Raw genomic sequence first — 14924 nt, forward strand, 5'->3', positions numbered from 1 at the left:
TAATCGATACAGTCATTGCAAGCCGAAAAGGAAAACCGGGGTCAGTCCCTTCGGGTCTGACCCCGGCATTTAGTGCACAGGTAAATCGAAAATAAATTACCTCTTCGTATTGCGAATGACCGCCTCAAACCACTTCGCATGGTGCTTGCGCGCCCATCCATAGGTGACGGTGCCGCGCACCATGGCACCGATCGAGCCCTTGACCCAGATCGCCGCGTAGATGTGCACGATGATGGCGCAGATGATGGCAAAAGCACAACCGGCGTGCAACAAGGCGGCAAAACGCACCACGTCGATCGGGAAGTAGAACGCGAAATACGCGCGCCAGATCACGATGCCCGACAACAACAATCCCAGCATGCAAGCGAGCAGGACAAAAAACAGGATCTTCTGGCCGGCATTGTATTTACCGATCTTGGGCAGCTTGTCTTCGCGGTTGTTGAGCACGTCGTCCATCTGTTTCAGCCACTGCTTGTCGCCGTCCTCGAACTGGTTGTGGCGCCAGAAGCGCAGCACCAGGATCGCGAACGAGACAAACATCACCAGGCCGGCAAACGGATGCAAAATGCGCGTCCATTGCCCGCCGCCGAACAGGTTCGCCAGCCAGGCCATCGAGGGATGGAACATGGCCAGGCCGGACAGGGCCAGCATGACGAAAGTGATGGCCGTGATCCAGTGATTCGTGCGCTCGTTCGGGTCGTAGCGCTGGATCAGCGGGTTGCCATCCTTGTCGTACCGTTTTCCATCATGCAGGTCATTGTGGCTCATGATGTTCCTCCCGGAGGCGCCCGGCCTCTTCCAGCGCTTCGCGCTCTTCGTCCTTGCTCACTTCGTTCGGACCGACCCGCGTGTAATGGAAGAAGCCTGCCAGCGCCGTGGCAGCCATGCCGGCCACTGCCAGCGGCTTGGACCAGCCCTTCCAGAAGCCCACCATCGGGCTGATGCGCGGGCGTTCCGGCAAGTTCGAATACAGCTTCGGCTTGTCGGCATGGTGCAGCACGTACATCACGTGCGTACCGCCCACGCCCAGCGGATCGTACAGGCCCGCGTTCTCGAAACCGCGCGATTTCAGGTCGACGATGCGCTCTTCCGCATGCAGCTTCATGTCTTCCTTGGTGCCGAAAACGATGGCGCCCGTCGGGCAGGTTTTCACGCAGGCCGGTTCCTGGCCCACGGCCACGCGGTCCGAGCAGAGCGTGCACTTGTAGGCGCGGTCGTCCTTTTTCGAAATGCGGGGCACGTCGAAAGGACAGCCGGCTACGCAATAGCCGCAGCCGATGCAGTTTTCCTGGTGGAAATCGACGATGCCGTTCGTGTATTGCACGATGGCGCCCGGCGCCGGACAGGCTTTCAAACAGCCCGGATCCTCGCAGTGCATGCAGCCGTCCTTGCGAATCAGCCACTCGAGGTTGCCGTCATTGTCTTCGTGTTCGGCAAAACGCATCACCGTCCACGATTGCGGCGTCAGGTCCGTGGGATTGTCATAGGTGCCATGGTTTTCGCCGACTTCATCGCGCAAGTCGTTCCATTCCATGCACGCCGTCTGGCAAGCCTTGCAGCCGATGCATTTCGACACATCGATCAGCTTGGCCACGGTGCCCGTTACCGGGCTGCGCGCCTGCGGCGGCGTCACCGTGGTCGCCGACAGGCGCCGGATATCTAAGGATTGCAGTGCCATTATCGAGCTCCCATCATGCTTTTTCCACCTTCACGAGGAAGGACTTGAATTCCGGCGTTTGCGAATTCGCATCCCCTACGCCTGGCGTCAGGGTATTAATCAGATACCCCGGCTTGGCCACGCCCGTAAAGCCCCAGTGCAGCGGCAGGCCCACGGTATGCACCGGCTTGCCCTCGATCATCAAAGCCTTGATGCGCTTGGTGACCACGGCCTTGGCGATGATATGCCCCCGTTTGGAACTGACGCGCACCCGGCCACCGGCAACGACGCCGATGCTCTTGGCCAGCTCTTCGCCGATTTCGACGAATTGCTCCGGCTGGATAATGGCATTCAGGCGTGCATGCTTGGTCCAGTAATGGAAATGCTCGGTCAGGCGATAACTGGTCGCCACATGCGGATATTGCTCATGCGTGCCGAACATTTTCCGGTCGTCAGCGAACACGCGCGCGGCCGGATTGCTGGTCGCCTGCGGGTTTTTCGGATGCATGGGGTTGTAGCCGAGCGGATTTTCGAACGGCTCGTAATGCTCGGGGAACGGACCTTCGGCCATGGCGCCGCGCGCAAAGAAGCGCGCCACGCCCTCGCCCAGCATGATGAACGGACCCATGCCATTTTCCGGTGGTTCGTCAACCTTGAAGTCGGGAATGTCGGCCCCGCTCCAGTGCGTGCCATTCCACTCGATCAGCTTGCGTGTCGGATCGAAAGGCTTGCCCTTCAAGTCGCACGAAGCGCGGTTGTACAGCACGCGGCGGTTGGCCGGCCATGCCCAGGCCCAGCCCAAGGTCTGGCCGATGCCCGTCGGATCGCTATTGTCGCGCCGTCCCATCTGGTTGCCCGCCTGCGTCCAGCTGCCGGTGAAGATCCAGCAACCGCTGGTGGTGGTACCATCGTCGCGCAATTGCGCAAACGAGGCCAGTTGCTCACCCTTTTTCACCAGCAACTTGGTGGGATCTTTCGGATCGTACAAGTCCGCCAGTGCCTTGCCGTTGTATTCCCGTGCGATCTCTTCCGGTTGCGGACTATGCGGCTGCGCATAATTCCACGTCAGGTTGAGAATCGGCTCGGGGAACTTGCCGCCCTCTTTCTGGTACAAGCTGCGCATGCGCAAGAACAGGCCCGCCATGATCTCCAGGTCGCTGCGCGCCTGGCCCGGTGGTTCGGCCGCCTGCCAGTGCCATTGCAAGACGCGCGAAGAGCTCACCAGCGAACCGCGTTCTTCGGCGAAGCAGCTGGTCGGCAAGCGGAACACTTCCGTCATGATCTTGGTGGGATCGACTTCATGGTATTGCCCGTGCGGCTTCCAGAATTCGCCCGTTTCCACGGCCAGCGGGTCCATGATGACGAGGAACTTCAGCTTGGCTAGCGCTTCCGTGACCTTCTGCTTGTTTGGTGCTGAGGCCAGCACATTGAAGCCCTGACAGATATAACCCGCCATCTTGCCTTGGTGCATGTTCTCGATGGCTTGCATCAAGTCATACGGCTTGTCGAGTTTCGGCAGGTAGTCGAACGCGTAATTGTTCTCGGCCGTGGCGAAATCACCCCACCACGTCTTCATGAAGCTGACGTGGAACTTGCGGTAATTGCTCCAGTAGCTGAGCTGGTTCGGCCGCAACGGCTTGGTGGCGCGCGCGGCAATGTAGGCATCGAAATCCTGCTCGCCTTCATTCGGCAGTGTCATGTAACCTGGCAACAGGTTCGACATCAGGCCCAGATCGGTCAAGCCCTGGATGTTAGAGTGGCCGCGCAAGGCGTTCATGCCGCCGCCCGCGATGCCCATATTGCCCAGCAGCAGCTGCACCATGGCGCCCGTGCGGATGGTTTGCGAGCCCGTCGAGTGGTGCGTCCAACCCAGCGCATACAAGATGGTGCCGGCGCGTCCCGGCACGGCGGTCGAAGCCAATGCTTCCGCCACCTTGTGGAATTTGTCAGGCGACACGCCGCACGTACGCTCGACCATTTCGGTCGTGTAACGTGCGTAGTGCTTCTTCATCATCTGGTAGACGCAGCGCGGGTGCTCCAGGGTCGGGTCGACCTTGGCATAACCATCGTCGCCGATCTCGTAATCCCAGGTGGCCTTGTTGGTGTACTTGTTCTTTTCCTTGTCGAAACCCGAGAACAGGCCGTCCTCGAACGCATAGTCTTCGCGCACGATGAAAGGCATGTCCGTGTAGTTGCGCACGTACTCATGCTGGATCTTGTCGTTCGTCAGCAGATAATTGATGATCGCGCCGAGGAAGACGATGTCCGTGCCGGTACGCGTGGCGCAGTAGTAATCTGCCACGGATGCGGTACGGGTAAAACGCGGATCGACAACGATCAGCTTGGCCTTGTTATGCGCCTTCGCTTCCGTGACCCACTTGAATCCGCAAGGATGTGCTTCTGCTGCATTGCCGCCCATGACCAGGATCACGTCGGCATTCTTGATATCGACCCAATGATTCGTCATCGCGCCACGGCCAAACGTCGGGGCAAGACCTGCCACCGTCGGTCCGTGTCATACACGCGCCTGATTATCAAAGGTCAGCATCCCCATGCTGCGCACTGTCTTGTGGGTCAGGTAACCGACCTCGTTGCTGCCGGCGGACGCGGCCAGCATGCCGGTGGAGAGCCAGCGGTTGACGGTCTTGCCGTCGGCATTCTTTTCGATCAGGTTGGCATCGCGGTCATCCTTCATCAGGCGCGCGATCTTGTCGAGCGCAACATCCCAGGAGATTGCTTGCCATTGCGTGCCGCCCGGTGCGCGGTATTCGGGCACTTTCAGGCGGTTCGGGCTGTGGATGAAGTCGACCAGACTGGCGCCCTTCGGGCACAGGGTGCCGCGGTTCACCGGGTGATCGGCATCGCCTTCCACGTGGATGATGCTGGAGACGGCATTTTTCGCGCCGTCGCCCAGTCCATACAGCAGGACGCCACATCCTACCGAACAGTAAGGACAGGTATTGCGTGTCTCGGTCGTGCGAGACAGCTTGTATTGCCGCACTTCCGCCATCGCCTGGCCCGGTGCGAAACCGAGCAGGGCGAGGCTGGAACCAGCAATGGTCGCGCCAGTTACCCGAAGGAACTGGCGCCTGGACATCTGAACCATATTCAGGCCTCTATGATGTGAGTAAATAAAAAGTCATACAACGTCGTGATGGTGTCATTCACCAAGATATAAGCACCATGCCTGTGCTGTATGAAAGTATTCTACCCCTCAATCCCAGACAAGGCTTGGTACACCGGGGAAAATTGCACATAGTCAACATTATTGATCGGTAGCGAACAATTCCTCCAAACAATGCCAGCCTGCCCGGCGCAGCTGTCCCCATGAAAAAACCCGCTCGAAAGCGGGTTGTATGGGAGTGGGGAAAATTACAGGCTGTAGCGCAAGGTCAGCGCCACGTTGCGCGGCGCGCCCGGCAAGCTCAGATTCGGGCTGGAACCGTGGCCCGAGACGATGTAGCGCGTGTCGCCGATATTGTTGACGTTCAACTGCACTTCATAGCGGCCCGTGCGGTACGCAGCCATGGCGTCGGCCGTCACGTAGCCGGGCAAGACCACCGTGTTGCCCGGATTGGCGAAACGGCTGCCGACGGCGTTTGCGCCGCCGCCCACGGTGAAGCCGTGGCCCAGGTCTTTCGTCAGCCACAGGTTGGCCGTGTTGCGCGCCGTCAAGGTGGCGCGCTTGCCCTTGATGGCGACGGCACTGGCCGTCGTCGTGCCCGGTACGTTGACGCTCTTGTCGACGGCGATGGAATCGGTGATCGTGGCGTCCAGGTAAGCATAGCCGGCCATCATTTTCCAGCCATCGTGCAAGTCCGCATTGAAGGTCAGCTCCAGGCCGTCCGTGCGCTGCGTGCCGACGGGCACGATGCGGTTCGTGATCGGGTCGCTGCTCTTGATATTGTCGCGCTCCAGGCGGAACAGCGACACGGTGGCATTCGCGCGGCCGCCCCACAAATCATACTTGGCGCCCACTTCCGTGTTGCGCGTGGTTTCCGGCGCCAGGTCGGCGTTATTCGCGGCCAGGGCGAAGTTCTCGCCGCTGGGCTGGAACGAACGGCTCCACGACGCGTAGTACGATTGCACGGCGCTCGGTTGCCAGACGAGGCCGGCGCGGGGGCTGAACGCCGAATCCGTGCGCGACAGGTCTGCCGTCGTCACGCCAAGCGCATTGGCCAGGCGCGATTGCTGCTTGTAGCGGTCATAGCGCAAGCCGGCCAGCGCCTTCCACTCGTCGCTGAAAGCGATGGCATCCTGCACGTAGGCGGCGGCCGTATCGTAGGTGCCGAACGTATCGCTGCGCGCGCCCAGCTTGCTGCGGTCGACCTGCGGCAGGACGGGATTGAAGATCGACACGTTCGTCGCCACCACGGTCGAAGCCCAGCTGTTGGCATCCTTGTTTTGCTTGCCGAACTCGGCACCATACAGCACTTCGTGGCGCAGGCTGCCGGTGACCAGTTTTTGCGTCAGTTCCGTCTGGTTGAACCAGCCGCTTTCATCGCGGTTCAGCTTGGTGTGGCCCAGGCTCATCGTGCCCTTGACTTCGTTGACGTTGCCGGAAATATTCGTGTTGTTGCGGTCCAGGTGGTAATCGTAATAGCGGAAGGCATTGCGCAGTGACAAGCTATCGCTGAACTTGTGCGTCAGGGTGGCGGCCGTGGAGACCACGCGCGACTGGCTGAAGTCCGCATCGCGGGCGTTGGCGGCGCCGTAGTAAGTGCCCGCATCGACAGCCACAGGGCGGCCCTGGTAGGACGGGATGCCGAAGTCCGTCAGACGGCGGTCTTCCAGGTAGTCGCCCTGCAGCAGCAGCTTGGTCGCGCCAGAGAGGCGGATGGCCACCGATGGCGCCAGCGCCGTGCGGTTGATGAACTGCTGCTCGCGGTAGCTGTCGGACAATTCACGCCCACCCGTGACACGCCAGTCCACCGTCTCGCCCACTCTGCCCACGTCGACTTCGCCGCGGCGCCCTTTTGTATTCGTCAAGCTCAGGGCCACGTCCGTGATATCCACACCCGGCTTCTTGGTGATGCGGTTCACCAGGCCACCCGAGGAACCGCGGCCGTACAGCACGGCGGCCGGACCCTTGATCACTTCCAGCCGCTCCACGTTCGACAGGTCGCGGAAATACAGGGCGTCGTCGCGGAAGCCGTCGACAAATTGATCGCCGATGGCCGTGAAGCCGCGGATGAACACCTGGTCGCGCTGGCCGTCGCCCGTGGACAAGCCCACGCCGGGGATGTTCTTCATGATGTCCTGGATCGACATGGCGTGCTGATCCTTGATGACGGCGGCCGGCACCACGTTGATACTCTGCGGTACATCGCGCAGGGCCATTTCCGTCTTGGTGCCGCTGGCGGAAGTGGCGGCGACATAGCCATCCTTGTCCTTCGATGCCGTCACGGTGACGGCGGGCAAGCTTTCCTGCGCCCAGGCCGCCAATGGCACGGCGCCGAAGGTCAAGGCGCCCAGTACGGCGAGAGTGATCGGTTTACATCCTGGCTTGCGCTGTTGCTGCATACAATTCCCTGGTCGAAGTTTTAATACGAATCATTATCATTAGTATTTTATCAGCCGACGCGGCGAAAAGTAAGGTGGAATGTAAGTGATAGTACTTATTGACCTAGTACTTGACGTAAAAATGCAACAGGAAACCAATATCAAAAAATAATTAAAATTGCTTTGAAAAACTATTTCTCTGCGTCAATGCTATACTTGCGGTTGCTGGTCAGCGGCTCTCCACGCCGCCACACCCCTTGCTTCACCTCCAACGCCGCGCACTGCGCGGCGCGCCGCAATGCATGCACGCGGCACCCGAAGACCCCGATCCCCTGCGCCTTGCGGCGCCTGTCCGCCCCTGCTGGCGGCGGCGATCATGACTATTAAATTGTTAGGAATTACATGAAAAACCTGAACATCGGCAGCCGCCTTGGCGTCGGCTTTGCTGTCGTATTGCTGTTGCTTGCCGCCTTGACCATCACCGCTCTCGTGCGCATGCAAACAGCCAGCGACCTGACTTACCGCCTCATCAATACCAGCATCAAGAACCAGCGCATGGTGGCCGAATGGTCGAAGATCATTGAACTCAATAGCGTGCGCGGCGTGGCCTCGTTTGAAATCACCGATCCTGTCGTGAGCGCCAAGATCGAGGACGACTTGAAAGTCGATGCGGACCGCTCCAGCAAGCTGCAGGACGACATCATCGCGTCCTTGCTTAACCCGGCCGTGATCGAGCAATTCAAGGTGGTGCACAAGGTGCGCACCGACTACGTGACGACGCGCGCACGCGCCTTCAAGATGAAGGCCGACGGCGACATGGCGGGCGCCAAAGTTGTCTTCGACAAGGAAGTGGCGCCGATCACCGTGGCTTACCTGGCCGAAGTGAAGCGTTTTGCCGGCATGCAGATCAAGGCCGCCGACGGCGTCGGCGCCAGCATCATCGAGGCTTACAGCAGCACCCGCATCTTCCTCATCACCATGGGCGTGCTGGCCGTGCTGATGGGCATCGGCTTTGCGTGGTGGATCACGCGTTCGATTACCGGCCCCATCCGCGACGCCGTGAAAGTGGCGGAAACCGTGGCAGCAGGCGACCTGAGCAGCATCATCACGGCGCAAGGCCGCGATGAAACGGGCCAGCTGATGCTTGCCCTGAAAACCATGAACGAAAGCCTGGTGGGCATCGTCGGCCAGGTGCGCAGCGGCACCGACACCATCGCCACGGCGTCTGCGGAAATTGCCGCCGGCAACCAGGACCTGTCGTCACGCACGGAACAGCAAGCCAGTTCGCTGGAAGAAACGGCTTCGTCGATGGAAGAGCTGACCAGTACCGTGAAGCAGAATGCGGACAACGCGCGCCAGGCGAATAAACTGGCGGGCGACGCGGCCGGCATCGCCAGCCGCGGCGGCGCCGTGGTGGCCGAAGTGGTGGCCACCATGGGCGAGATCAATACCTCGTCGAAGAAAATCGTCGATATTATCTCTGTCATCGACGGCATCGCCTTCCAGACCAACATCCTGGCCCTGAACGCGGCCGTGGAAGCGGCACGCGCCGGCGAACAGGGTCGCGGCTTTGCCGTGGTCGCCACGGAAGTGCGCAACCTGGCGCAGCGTTCGGCGGCGGCGGCCAAGGAAATCAAGGGCTTGATCGACGACTCCGTGCAAAAAGTCGATGTGGGCACGGACCTGGTCGACAAGGCCGGCAAGACGATGGAAGAAATCGTGCAAAGCATAGGCTTCGTCACGTCCATCATGAGCGAGATCAGCAACGCCAGCGAAGAGCAAAGCGCGGGCATCGAGCAAGTCAACCAGGCCATTTCCGAAATGGACCAGGTAACCCAGCAAAATGCAGCCCTGGTGGAAGAAGCCTCGGCAGCGGCCGAAGCCATGCAGGAACAGGCGAGCGAACTGGCGCAGGTGGTCAGCGTCTTCCGCCTGGACGCCAACGCGGCGGCCACCGACCGTTTCAGCATGAAAGCGGCGCAACGTAGCGCCCCGGCCGCGCCGGCAACTTCGGCCGCACCAGCCCGCAAGACCTCGTCCCCTGCCCTGCGCCTGCCCGTGACGCGCGCCAGCAGCAAGGCAGCAAGCCCTGCCGAAGGCGAGTGGGAAGAGTTTTAAATCTGCTTCTGCAAGCTGCGCGGCATCAAGCCTCGCGGCCTTGCGCTTTGGCGATCAGTGCCGCCAGTTCGCGCGGCACGGATTGCCCCAGAAATGCCAGCGCCAGCGCCTCCGGATCGATGGCGGCGTCCGCCGGCAAGCCATGCTCGAAGCCGCCCACCATATAGCGGCAGAAATGTGGCGACTCGGCCCGCGTTTCCACATACCAGCAGCCAGCATGACCCTGCACGAAGTATTCGCCGATAAAATAGCCGAGCATGGTTTTCACCCATTGCCAGCTCTCGTCGCGGATGACGATGGTGCGCATGGCCGCATCGATGTACGGCAGGTATTCGGCCGCGTTCGTCAACACTTCGTGGGCCGGCTGGATGCCCAGGCGCTCGACAAAATTCACCAGCGCCGCGCCCAGCGCGTCATAGTAGGCATCGAAGCCCGCCTGGCTTTGTTGCAACAACTGCTCTTGTTCGTCCGACAGCATCAACACTCCATCCACTAAAAATCCCGCCGCTCTCGCACGATTGCGCGGGACAGCCTCTCCATTATTTTACGCCGCGCTCACATCCACGCCTGCACGCTGCAGCAAGGCCTGGTTGCGGGCCGACAACTGCGTCACCTGCAGGTGCTTGCCGGCCTTTTCATAGCGCTCATACAAGGCTTCGATGGCGACGATGGCCGAGTGATCGGCCATGTGCAGATGCCGGCAATCGAGGATGATGCGGGCCGGGTCCGACGCAGACTGGAACAGTTCCTGGAAGTGCGTGGTGGAAGCAAAAAACAGGGTACCGTGCGGCAGGTAGACGCGCATGCCGTGGCTGCTGTCATCGATGTCGGCGCGCATTTCGCGGGCATGCTGCCAGGCAAAATTCAAGGCGGCGATGACTATGCCGCACAGCACGGCCGTCGCCAGGTCCGTGAATACCGTGATCACCGTCACGGCGACGATCACCAGCGCATCCTGCATCGGCACCTTGCCCAGCACGCGCAAGGAACCCCAGGCAAACGTCTGCTGCGCCACCACGAACATCACGCCGACCAGGGCGGCCAGCGGGATGCGCTCGATCAGAGGCGAGAGGAACAGGATGAACAGCAAGATCATCACGCCGGCCGTGACGCCCGACAGGCGCGAGCGCCCGCCCGAGCTCAGGTTGATCATGGTCTGGCCAATCATGGCGCAGCCGCCCATGCCGCCAAACAGGCCGGAGACGACATTCGATGCGCCGAGGGCGATGCATTCGCGATTCGGCTGACCCCGTGTTTCCGTGATCTCATCGGTAAGATTAAAGGTGAGCAAGGTTTCCAGCAAGCCCACCATGGCCATCAGCGCCGCATACGGGAAGATGATGTGCAAGGTGGCCATGTCCAGCGGCACGCTGGGCCAATGCAGGGCTGGCAAGCCGCCGGCGATATGCGCGAGATCGCCCAGGGTGCGCGTCGGCAGGTGCAAGCTATAGCTGAGCACGCCCACGCCCAGGATGGCCACCAGCGCCGGCGGCACGGCACGCGTGATGCGCGGCAGCACGTAAACGATGGCCATGGTCAGGGCCACCAGCGCGCCCATCACGAGCAAGGGCGTGCCTTGCAGCCAGGTCTCCCCTTGAGGCGTGGCCTGGCGAAAGTGCTCCAGTTGCGCCATGGCAATGATGATGGCCAGGCCATTCACAAAGCCCAACATCACGGGATGAGGCACCATGCGGATCAGCTTACCCAGACGCAAGATGCCAAACAGCGCCATCAAAATGCCACTGAGCACGACGGTGGCCAGCAGGTATTGCACGCCATGCTGCGCCACCAGCGCCACGATGACGACGGCCATGGAACCGGCGGCGCCGGAAATCATGCCGGGGCGCCCGCCAAAGATGGCCGTCAGTGCGCAAATGATGAAGGCGCCATACAGGCCCATCAGGGGATTGAGTTGCGCCACCAGGGCGAAGGCGATGCATTCGGGCACCAGCGCGAACGAGGTGGTCAGGCCAGCAAGAAAATTCTTTTGTATATTCGGGAACCATTCGGCCCGAAACGTCGTGTTGATCATTGAACTATCCAAGTTTACAACAGTGAAATAGCGCCTGAGGCGGCGCATCCAGGCGCAAGCAGACGACAGCTTCGCAAGGGAAGCCGGCATGTGGCGAACAGTTGGAAAGTCTATGACTACATCGGTATGGCGAAAAGGACAATAAACCGCGCGCCGGGCGCTGCTGCTGGGCCGGCCTGGATTATACAAGATCACCCGGGCAAACCTTTACTGCCGGAAGGACCCAGGCCGTAGGCAACTATCGGCCAATGGTGGAAACACTTGAATTGAAGCATGAAACCATCGATGGCAAGCCGCCATTGCTTCGAACAACGGTGCGCATTTAGCGTCTTTCTCGCCAGCCGGCGCCAACTGGAACCGCAGCAGTCCGGCCGGCCTGAAGGACGGCGCCGCACACAGGCTTGCACCGCGAAGTGCTGGCCGCACGGACCGCTACGTTTGCGTCCGGCCCCAGATCATCACATCCCAGGCTGAGCGAGCGCACCGAGATAAGCGCGCACCGTCGCTTCAATACGCGCCACCAGTTGTAGCGGATCAACGCTGCCACGGCGGCCGGCGGCGTCTGTCAGCGCGCTGATGATGGCCATCAGATCGGTCGCGGCCGGTTCCGGCGCCAGCATGCCCTTCGGGACGCCAGCGCGCACGAAGCCGGCCAGCGCCGCATGCATGGTCACGCCATTGCCAGATGCCGGCATGACCGCCGACAAACGATGCTGCTCAAAATCGAGCAGCGCCGCCAACGCAGGCCGGCGCAACTGGTGGCGCACCGCAATCTCGATCAACTGGTGCAACGCCAGGCATCGGTCATCCTGAGCCAGCGCCTGCATCGCCTCGCGCACCAACTCTGCTCTCTCGCGCTCGATCAGCGCCACCGTCACCGCATCCTTGGTGGGAAAATATTGATAGAGCGAGCCGATGCTGACGCCGGCGCGTACGGCGATGGCATTGGTGCTGTAACCGTCCAGTCCGGACTGCTCAAGAATGTGAGCCGCACCTTCGAGTATGACCTCGACGGTATGGGCGGAACGCGGCTGGGACGGCGCTTTGCGCGGCTTCAGGCGGCGCGCACTCGCCGCTTTGGATTGCGAGTTGTTCATGCGAGCTAATGCTCATATCATTTTCCTGCCACGTCAAGCGCAATTTCTGCGCTAGTGAACCAATACGGAAACATCCATGAACTCTTCAAACAATACAAGTGCCACCGCGTCCGGCGATGCCGAACTGCTGACGCTGGTCGTGAAAGCCGTGCAGTCGGCAGGCAAGGCCATCGAGGCCCGTTTCAACCCTGGCGCACGCCCTGAGCACCGGGGCGACATTGGCGAGATGATCGCCGCCAACGATGCCGTTGCGCTGGCCATCTTGCGCCCGGCCTTGGCTAAGGCCCATCCCATGGCGCGTTGGGCGGAGGATGAAGGCGGCAGCGGCTTGTTGCCTGACGGCGAATGGTGGGTCAGCGATCCGGTCGAGGGAGCGATCAACCATGTCCACGGTGTACCCGACTGGGGCGTGACGGCCACGCTGGTGCGCGACAACACGCCCGTGCTCACAGCAGTGCATTTACCCATGGGCGCAGACACTTATACGGCCTTGCGCGGCGGCGGCGCATGGCTGAATGGAAAACGGTTGCACATATCGCTGAAAACCGAACTGAACGCAGCCATGGTCGGGACCGGCCAGGCGGTGCCCGATGAAGGCCGCAGCATCTACCAGCGCATCGGCAAGTCGGTGAGCGCCATGCTGGAAGCGGCGCTGGTGGTAAGAGTTTCGGTGCCATCGACCTTGCAGCTGGTGCAGGTTGCTGCCGGCCGCCAAGATCTGTTCTGGCAATACAGCCAGGTGCGCTCAGGCTTGCTGGCCGGAGCGCTGCTGGTGGCCGAAGCGAACGGCAGTGTATCCGACCTGGACGGCAATCCGTGGCACTTGGGCAGCAGCGCCCTGCTCGCCGGCGCCCCAGCGCTGGTGGCAGCCGCTGTTGCCGTCATGTCCAGCATTGCCTGATTTCCACTCTTTCAAGGAACATCCATGAAACTTGCCATTTTTGGTGCCTCTGGCGCCACCGGCCGTCAGCTGCTGCAGCAGGCGCTCGACGCCGGCCACACGGTCTCGGTGTTGCTGCGCAGCGCAGACGCTTTAGCTATCAATCATGCGCGCCTTACGCGCATTGTTGGCCAACTGGGTCACCCCGCAACCATGCGGACTGTCGTGCAAGACGCCGAAGCGGTGATCAGCGTGCTGGGCGCTCGCAAGGGCGGCGCACAGAACATTTGCAGCGATGCCATGCGTCATATTTTACCGGCCATGCAGGCGACCGGAGCGCGCAGGCTGATTGCCCTGAGCGCCTATGGTGCATCGGAAACAGGCAACGCCTCATGGTTCATACGCTGCGTGCGCAAGATGATAGGTGCAAAAATGCGCGACAAGGACGAGATGGAAGCACTGGTGCGCGCCAGCGCTACCGACTGGACGCTGGTGCGCCCGCCCGCGCTGACGAACGGCACCTTGAGCGGCGTGTATCGTAGCGGCACCACTTTGAAACCGGGCATCATGGGACGGATATCCCGTGCCGACCTGGCTGCTTTCATATTGCGGACGGCTGAACAGGGAAATCATATCGATCAGGCGCCCATCGTCTGCACCTGAGTGCACATCGTCGCCCGTCGCAGAGAAAGCCCAAATGAAAATAGCCCACTCGAAAGTGGGCTATTTTTTTCATCTGGAGGCGAGGACGGGAATCGAACCCGTCTAAACGGCTTTGCAGGCCGCTGCATAACCTCTTTGCTACCTCGCCAGAGGAACTGCTTGGATGGGCCTTGCGGCACACCTTGAAAACTGGAGCGGGAGAAGAGTCTCGAACTCTCGACCTCAACCTTGGCAAGGTTGCGCTCTACCAACTGAGCTACTCCCGCATTGGAGCTTGCTTGCTGCTTAATCACGCTGCGTACTGCGGCGGATAAAAAAAGGAAGCCAACTTAGCTTCCCCTTAGAATTCTGGAGCGGGAGAAGAGGCTCGAACTCTCGACCTCAACCTTGGCAAGGTTGCGCTCTACCAACTGAGCTACTCCCGCATGGAGCTTTCATATACTGTTGTTACGCCAATTACCGTACTGCTTCGAGCTTTTACTGGAGCGGGAGAAGAGGCTCGAACTCTCGACCTCAACCTTGGCAAGGTTGCGCTCTACCAACTGAGCTACTCCCGCTTTGCAACATCATTCTACTTCTATTTACTGCGCCATTACTACCTTCGAGCACTGCTGAACCAGCATACACTGGAGCGGGAGAAGAGGCTCGAACTCTCGACCTCAACCTTGGCAAGGTTGCGCTCTACCAACTGAGCTACTCCCGCAGTGGACAACATTGTATCAGAAGCTCTATCACATCGCCAGTACTACTTTTTTGCTGCATTCGCTGTTTTTACCTATGACACGATCCAGAAAACTGGAGCGGGAGAAGAGGCTCGAACTCTCGACCTCAACCTTGGCAAGGTTGCGCTCTACCAACTGAGCTACTCCCGCGTCATCAACAACAGGCCAGCATTGTAAAGGATTTACAGAGGCTGTCAACGGGCAATATCTGGTGTTTTGCAAAATATTCCGCAGACAGCAGCCACCTGCTTAT

At 60.5% G+C, this 14924-nt stretch carries 10 protein-coding genes and 6 tRNA genes; 3 read left to right on the forward strand and 13 right to left on the reverse strand.

Annotated features, from left to right (window positions below; genetic code table 11):
* Nucleotides 1-96: 96 nt before the first annotated feature.
* The 4 genes from CSZ94_RS01285 to CSZ94_RS01300 form a co-directional block, all read right to left on the reverse strand.
* Nucleotides 97-768, reverse strand: coding sequence for a formate dehydrogenase subunit gamma (locus CSZ94_RS01285; RefSeq protein ID WP_102119831.1), 672 nt, complete (start codon nucleotides 766-768; stop codon nucleotides 97-99).
* Nucleotides 755-1678, reverse strand: coding sequence for a formate dehydrogenase subunit beta (gene fdxH / locus CSZ94_RS01290; RefSeq protein ID WP_102119832.1), 924 nt, complete (start codon nucleotides 1676-1678; stop codon nucleotides 755-757). Before fdxH ends, CSZ94_RS01285 begins: the two co-directional genes overlap by 14 nt.
* Nucleotides 1679-1691: 13 nt before the next feature.
* Entirely contained in the window at nucleotides 1692-4763 is a 3072-nt protein-coding gene (gene fdnG / locus CSZ94_RS01295; RefSeq protein WP_102119833.1) for a formate dehydrogenase-N subunit alpha, read from the reverse strand.
* A gap of 266 nt (nucleotides 4764-5029) precedes the next feature.
* Nucleotides 5030-7180 carry a TonB-dependent receptor gene (locus CSZ94_RS01300; RefSeq protein ID WP_102119834.1) on the reverse strand — a complete coding sequence of 717 codons (2151 nt, stop codon included), beginning with the start codon at nucleotides 7178-7180 and terminating at the stop codon, nucleotides 5030-5032.
* A gap of 381 nt (nucleotides 7181-7561) precedes the next feature.
* On the opposite strand from CSZ94_RS01300, the gene CSZ94_RS01305 reads away from it, so the two are divergent.
* Complete coding sequence (locus CSZ94_RS01305; protein ID WP_102119835.1) at nucleotides 7562-9277, forward strand: methyl-accepting chemotaxis protein; 1716 nt, start codon at nucleotides 7562-7564, stop codon at nucleotides 9275-9277.
* 25 nt (nucleotides 9278-9302) lie between these two features.
* On the opposite strand, the gene CSZ94_RS01310 is transcribed toward CSZ94_RS01305, so the two are convergent.
* The 3 genes from CSZ94_RS01310 to CSZ94_RS01320 all read right to left on the reverse strand — a co-directional run bounded on the left by CSZ94_RS01310 (nucleotide 9303) and on the right by CSZ94_RS01320 (nucleotide 12406).
* Nucleotides 9303-9755: a hypothetical protein gene (locus CSZ94_RS01310; RefSeq protein ID WP_102119836.1), complete on the reverse strand. Its 453-nt coding sequence runs from the start codon at nucleotides 9753-9755 to the stop codon at nucleotides 9303-9305.
* Nucleotides 9756-9821: 66 nt separating this feature from the next.
* On the reverse strand, nucleotides 9822-11309 hold the full coding sequence (locus tag CSZ94_RS01315; RefSeq protein WP_102119837.1) for a SulP family inorganic anion transporter: 1488 nt from the start codon (nucleotides 11307-11309) through the stop codon (nucleotides 9822-9824).
* A gap of 458 nt (nucleotides 11310-11767) precedes the next feature.
* On the reverse strand, nucleotides 11768-12406 hold the full coding sequence (locus tag CSZ94_RS01320) for a TetR/AcrR family transcriptional regulator (protein ID WP_102119838.1): 639 nt from the start codon (nucleotides 12404-12406) through the stop codon (nucleotides 11768-11770).
* Nucleotides 12407-12482: 76 nt separating this feature from the next.
* Between CSZ94_RS01320 and CSZ94_RS01325 the strand changes: the two genes are divergently transcribed.
* Nucleotides 12483-13307, forward strand: coding sequence for an inositol monophosphatase family protein (locus CSZ94_RS01325; protein ID WP_102119839.1), 825 nt, complete (start codon nucleotides 12483-12485; stop codon nucleotides 13305-13307).
* A gap of 24 nt (nucleotides 13308-13331) precedes the next feature.
* Nucleotides 13332-13949: an NAD(P)-dependent oxidoreductase gene (locus CSZ94_RS01330; protein WP_102119840.1), complete on the forward strand. Its 618-nt coding sequence runs from the start codon at nucleotides 13332-13334 to the stop codon at nucleotides 13947-13949.
* 74 nt (nucleotides 13950-14023) lie between these two features.
* Here CSZ94_RS01330 and CSZ94_RS01335 read toward each other — a convergent pair.
* The 6 genes from CSZ94_RS01335 to CSZ94_RS01360 form a co-directional block, all read right to left on the reverse strand.
* Nucleotides 14024-14097 (reverse strand) — tRNA-Cys (locus tag CSZ94_RS01335).
* A gap of 42 nt (nucleotides 14098-14139) precedes the next feature.
* Nucleotides 14140-14215: transfer RNA gene (locus CSZ94_RS01340), tRNA-Gly, on the reverse strand.
* Nucleotides 14216-14298: 83 nt separating this feature from the next.
* Nucleotides 14299-14374, reverse strand: a tRNA-Gly gene (locus CSZ94_RS01345).
* Nucleotides 14375-14430: 56 nt separating this feature from the next.
* Nucleotides 14431-14506 (reverse strand) — tRNA-Gly (locus tag CSZ94_RS01350).
* A 70-nt stretch (nucleotides 14507-14576) separates the two neighbouring features.
* Nucleotides 14577-14652, reverse strand: a tRNA-Gly gene (locus CSZ94_RS01355).
* Nucleotides 14653-14745: 93 nt separating this feature from the next.
* A tRNA-Gly gene (locus CSZ94_RS01360) sits at nucleotides 14746-14821 on the reverse strand.
* Between the last annotated feature and the right edge of the window lie 103 nt (nucleotides 14822-14924).

This window comes from Janthinobacterium sp. ROICE36 (assembly GCF_002869965.1).
Taxonomy (GTDB): Bacteria; Pseudomonadota; Gammaproteobacteria; order Burkholderiales; family Burkholderiaceae_D; genus Janthinobacterium.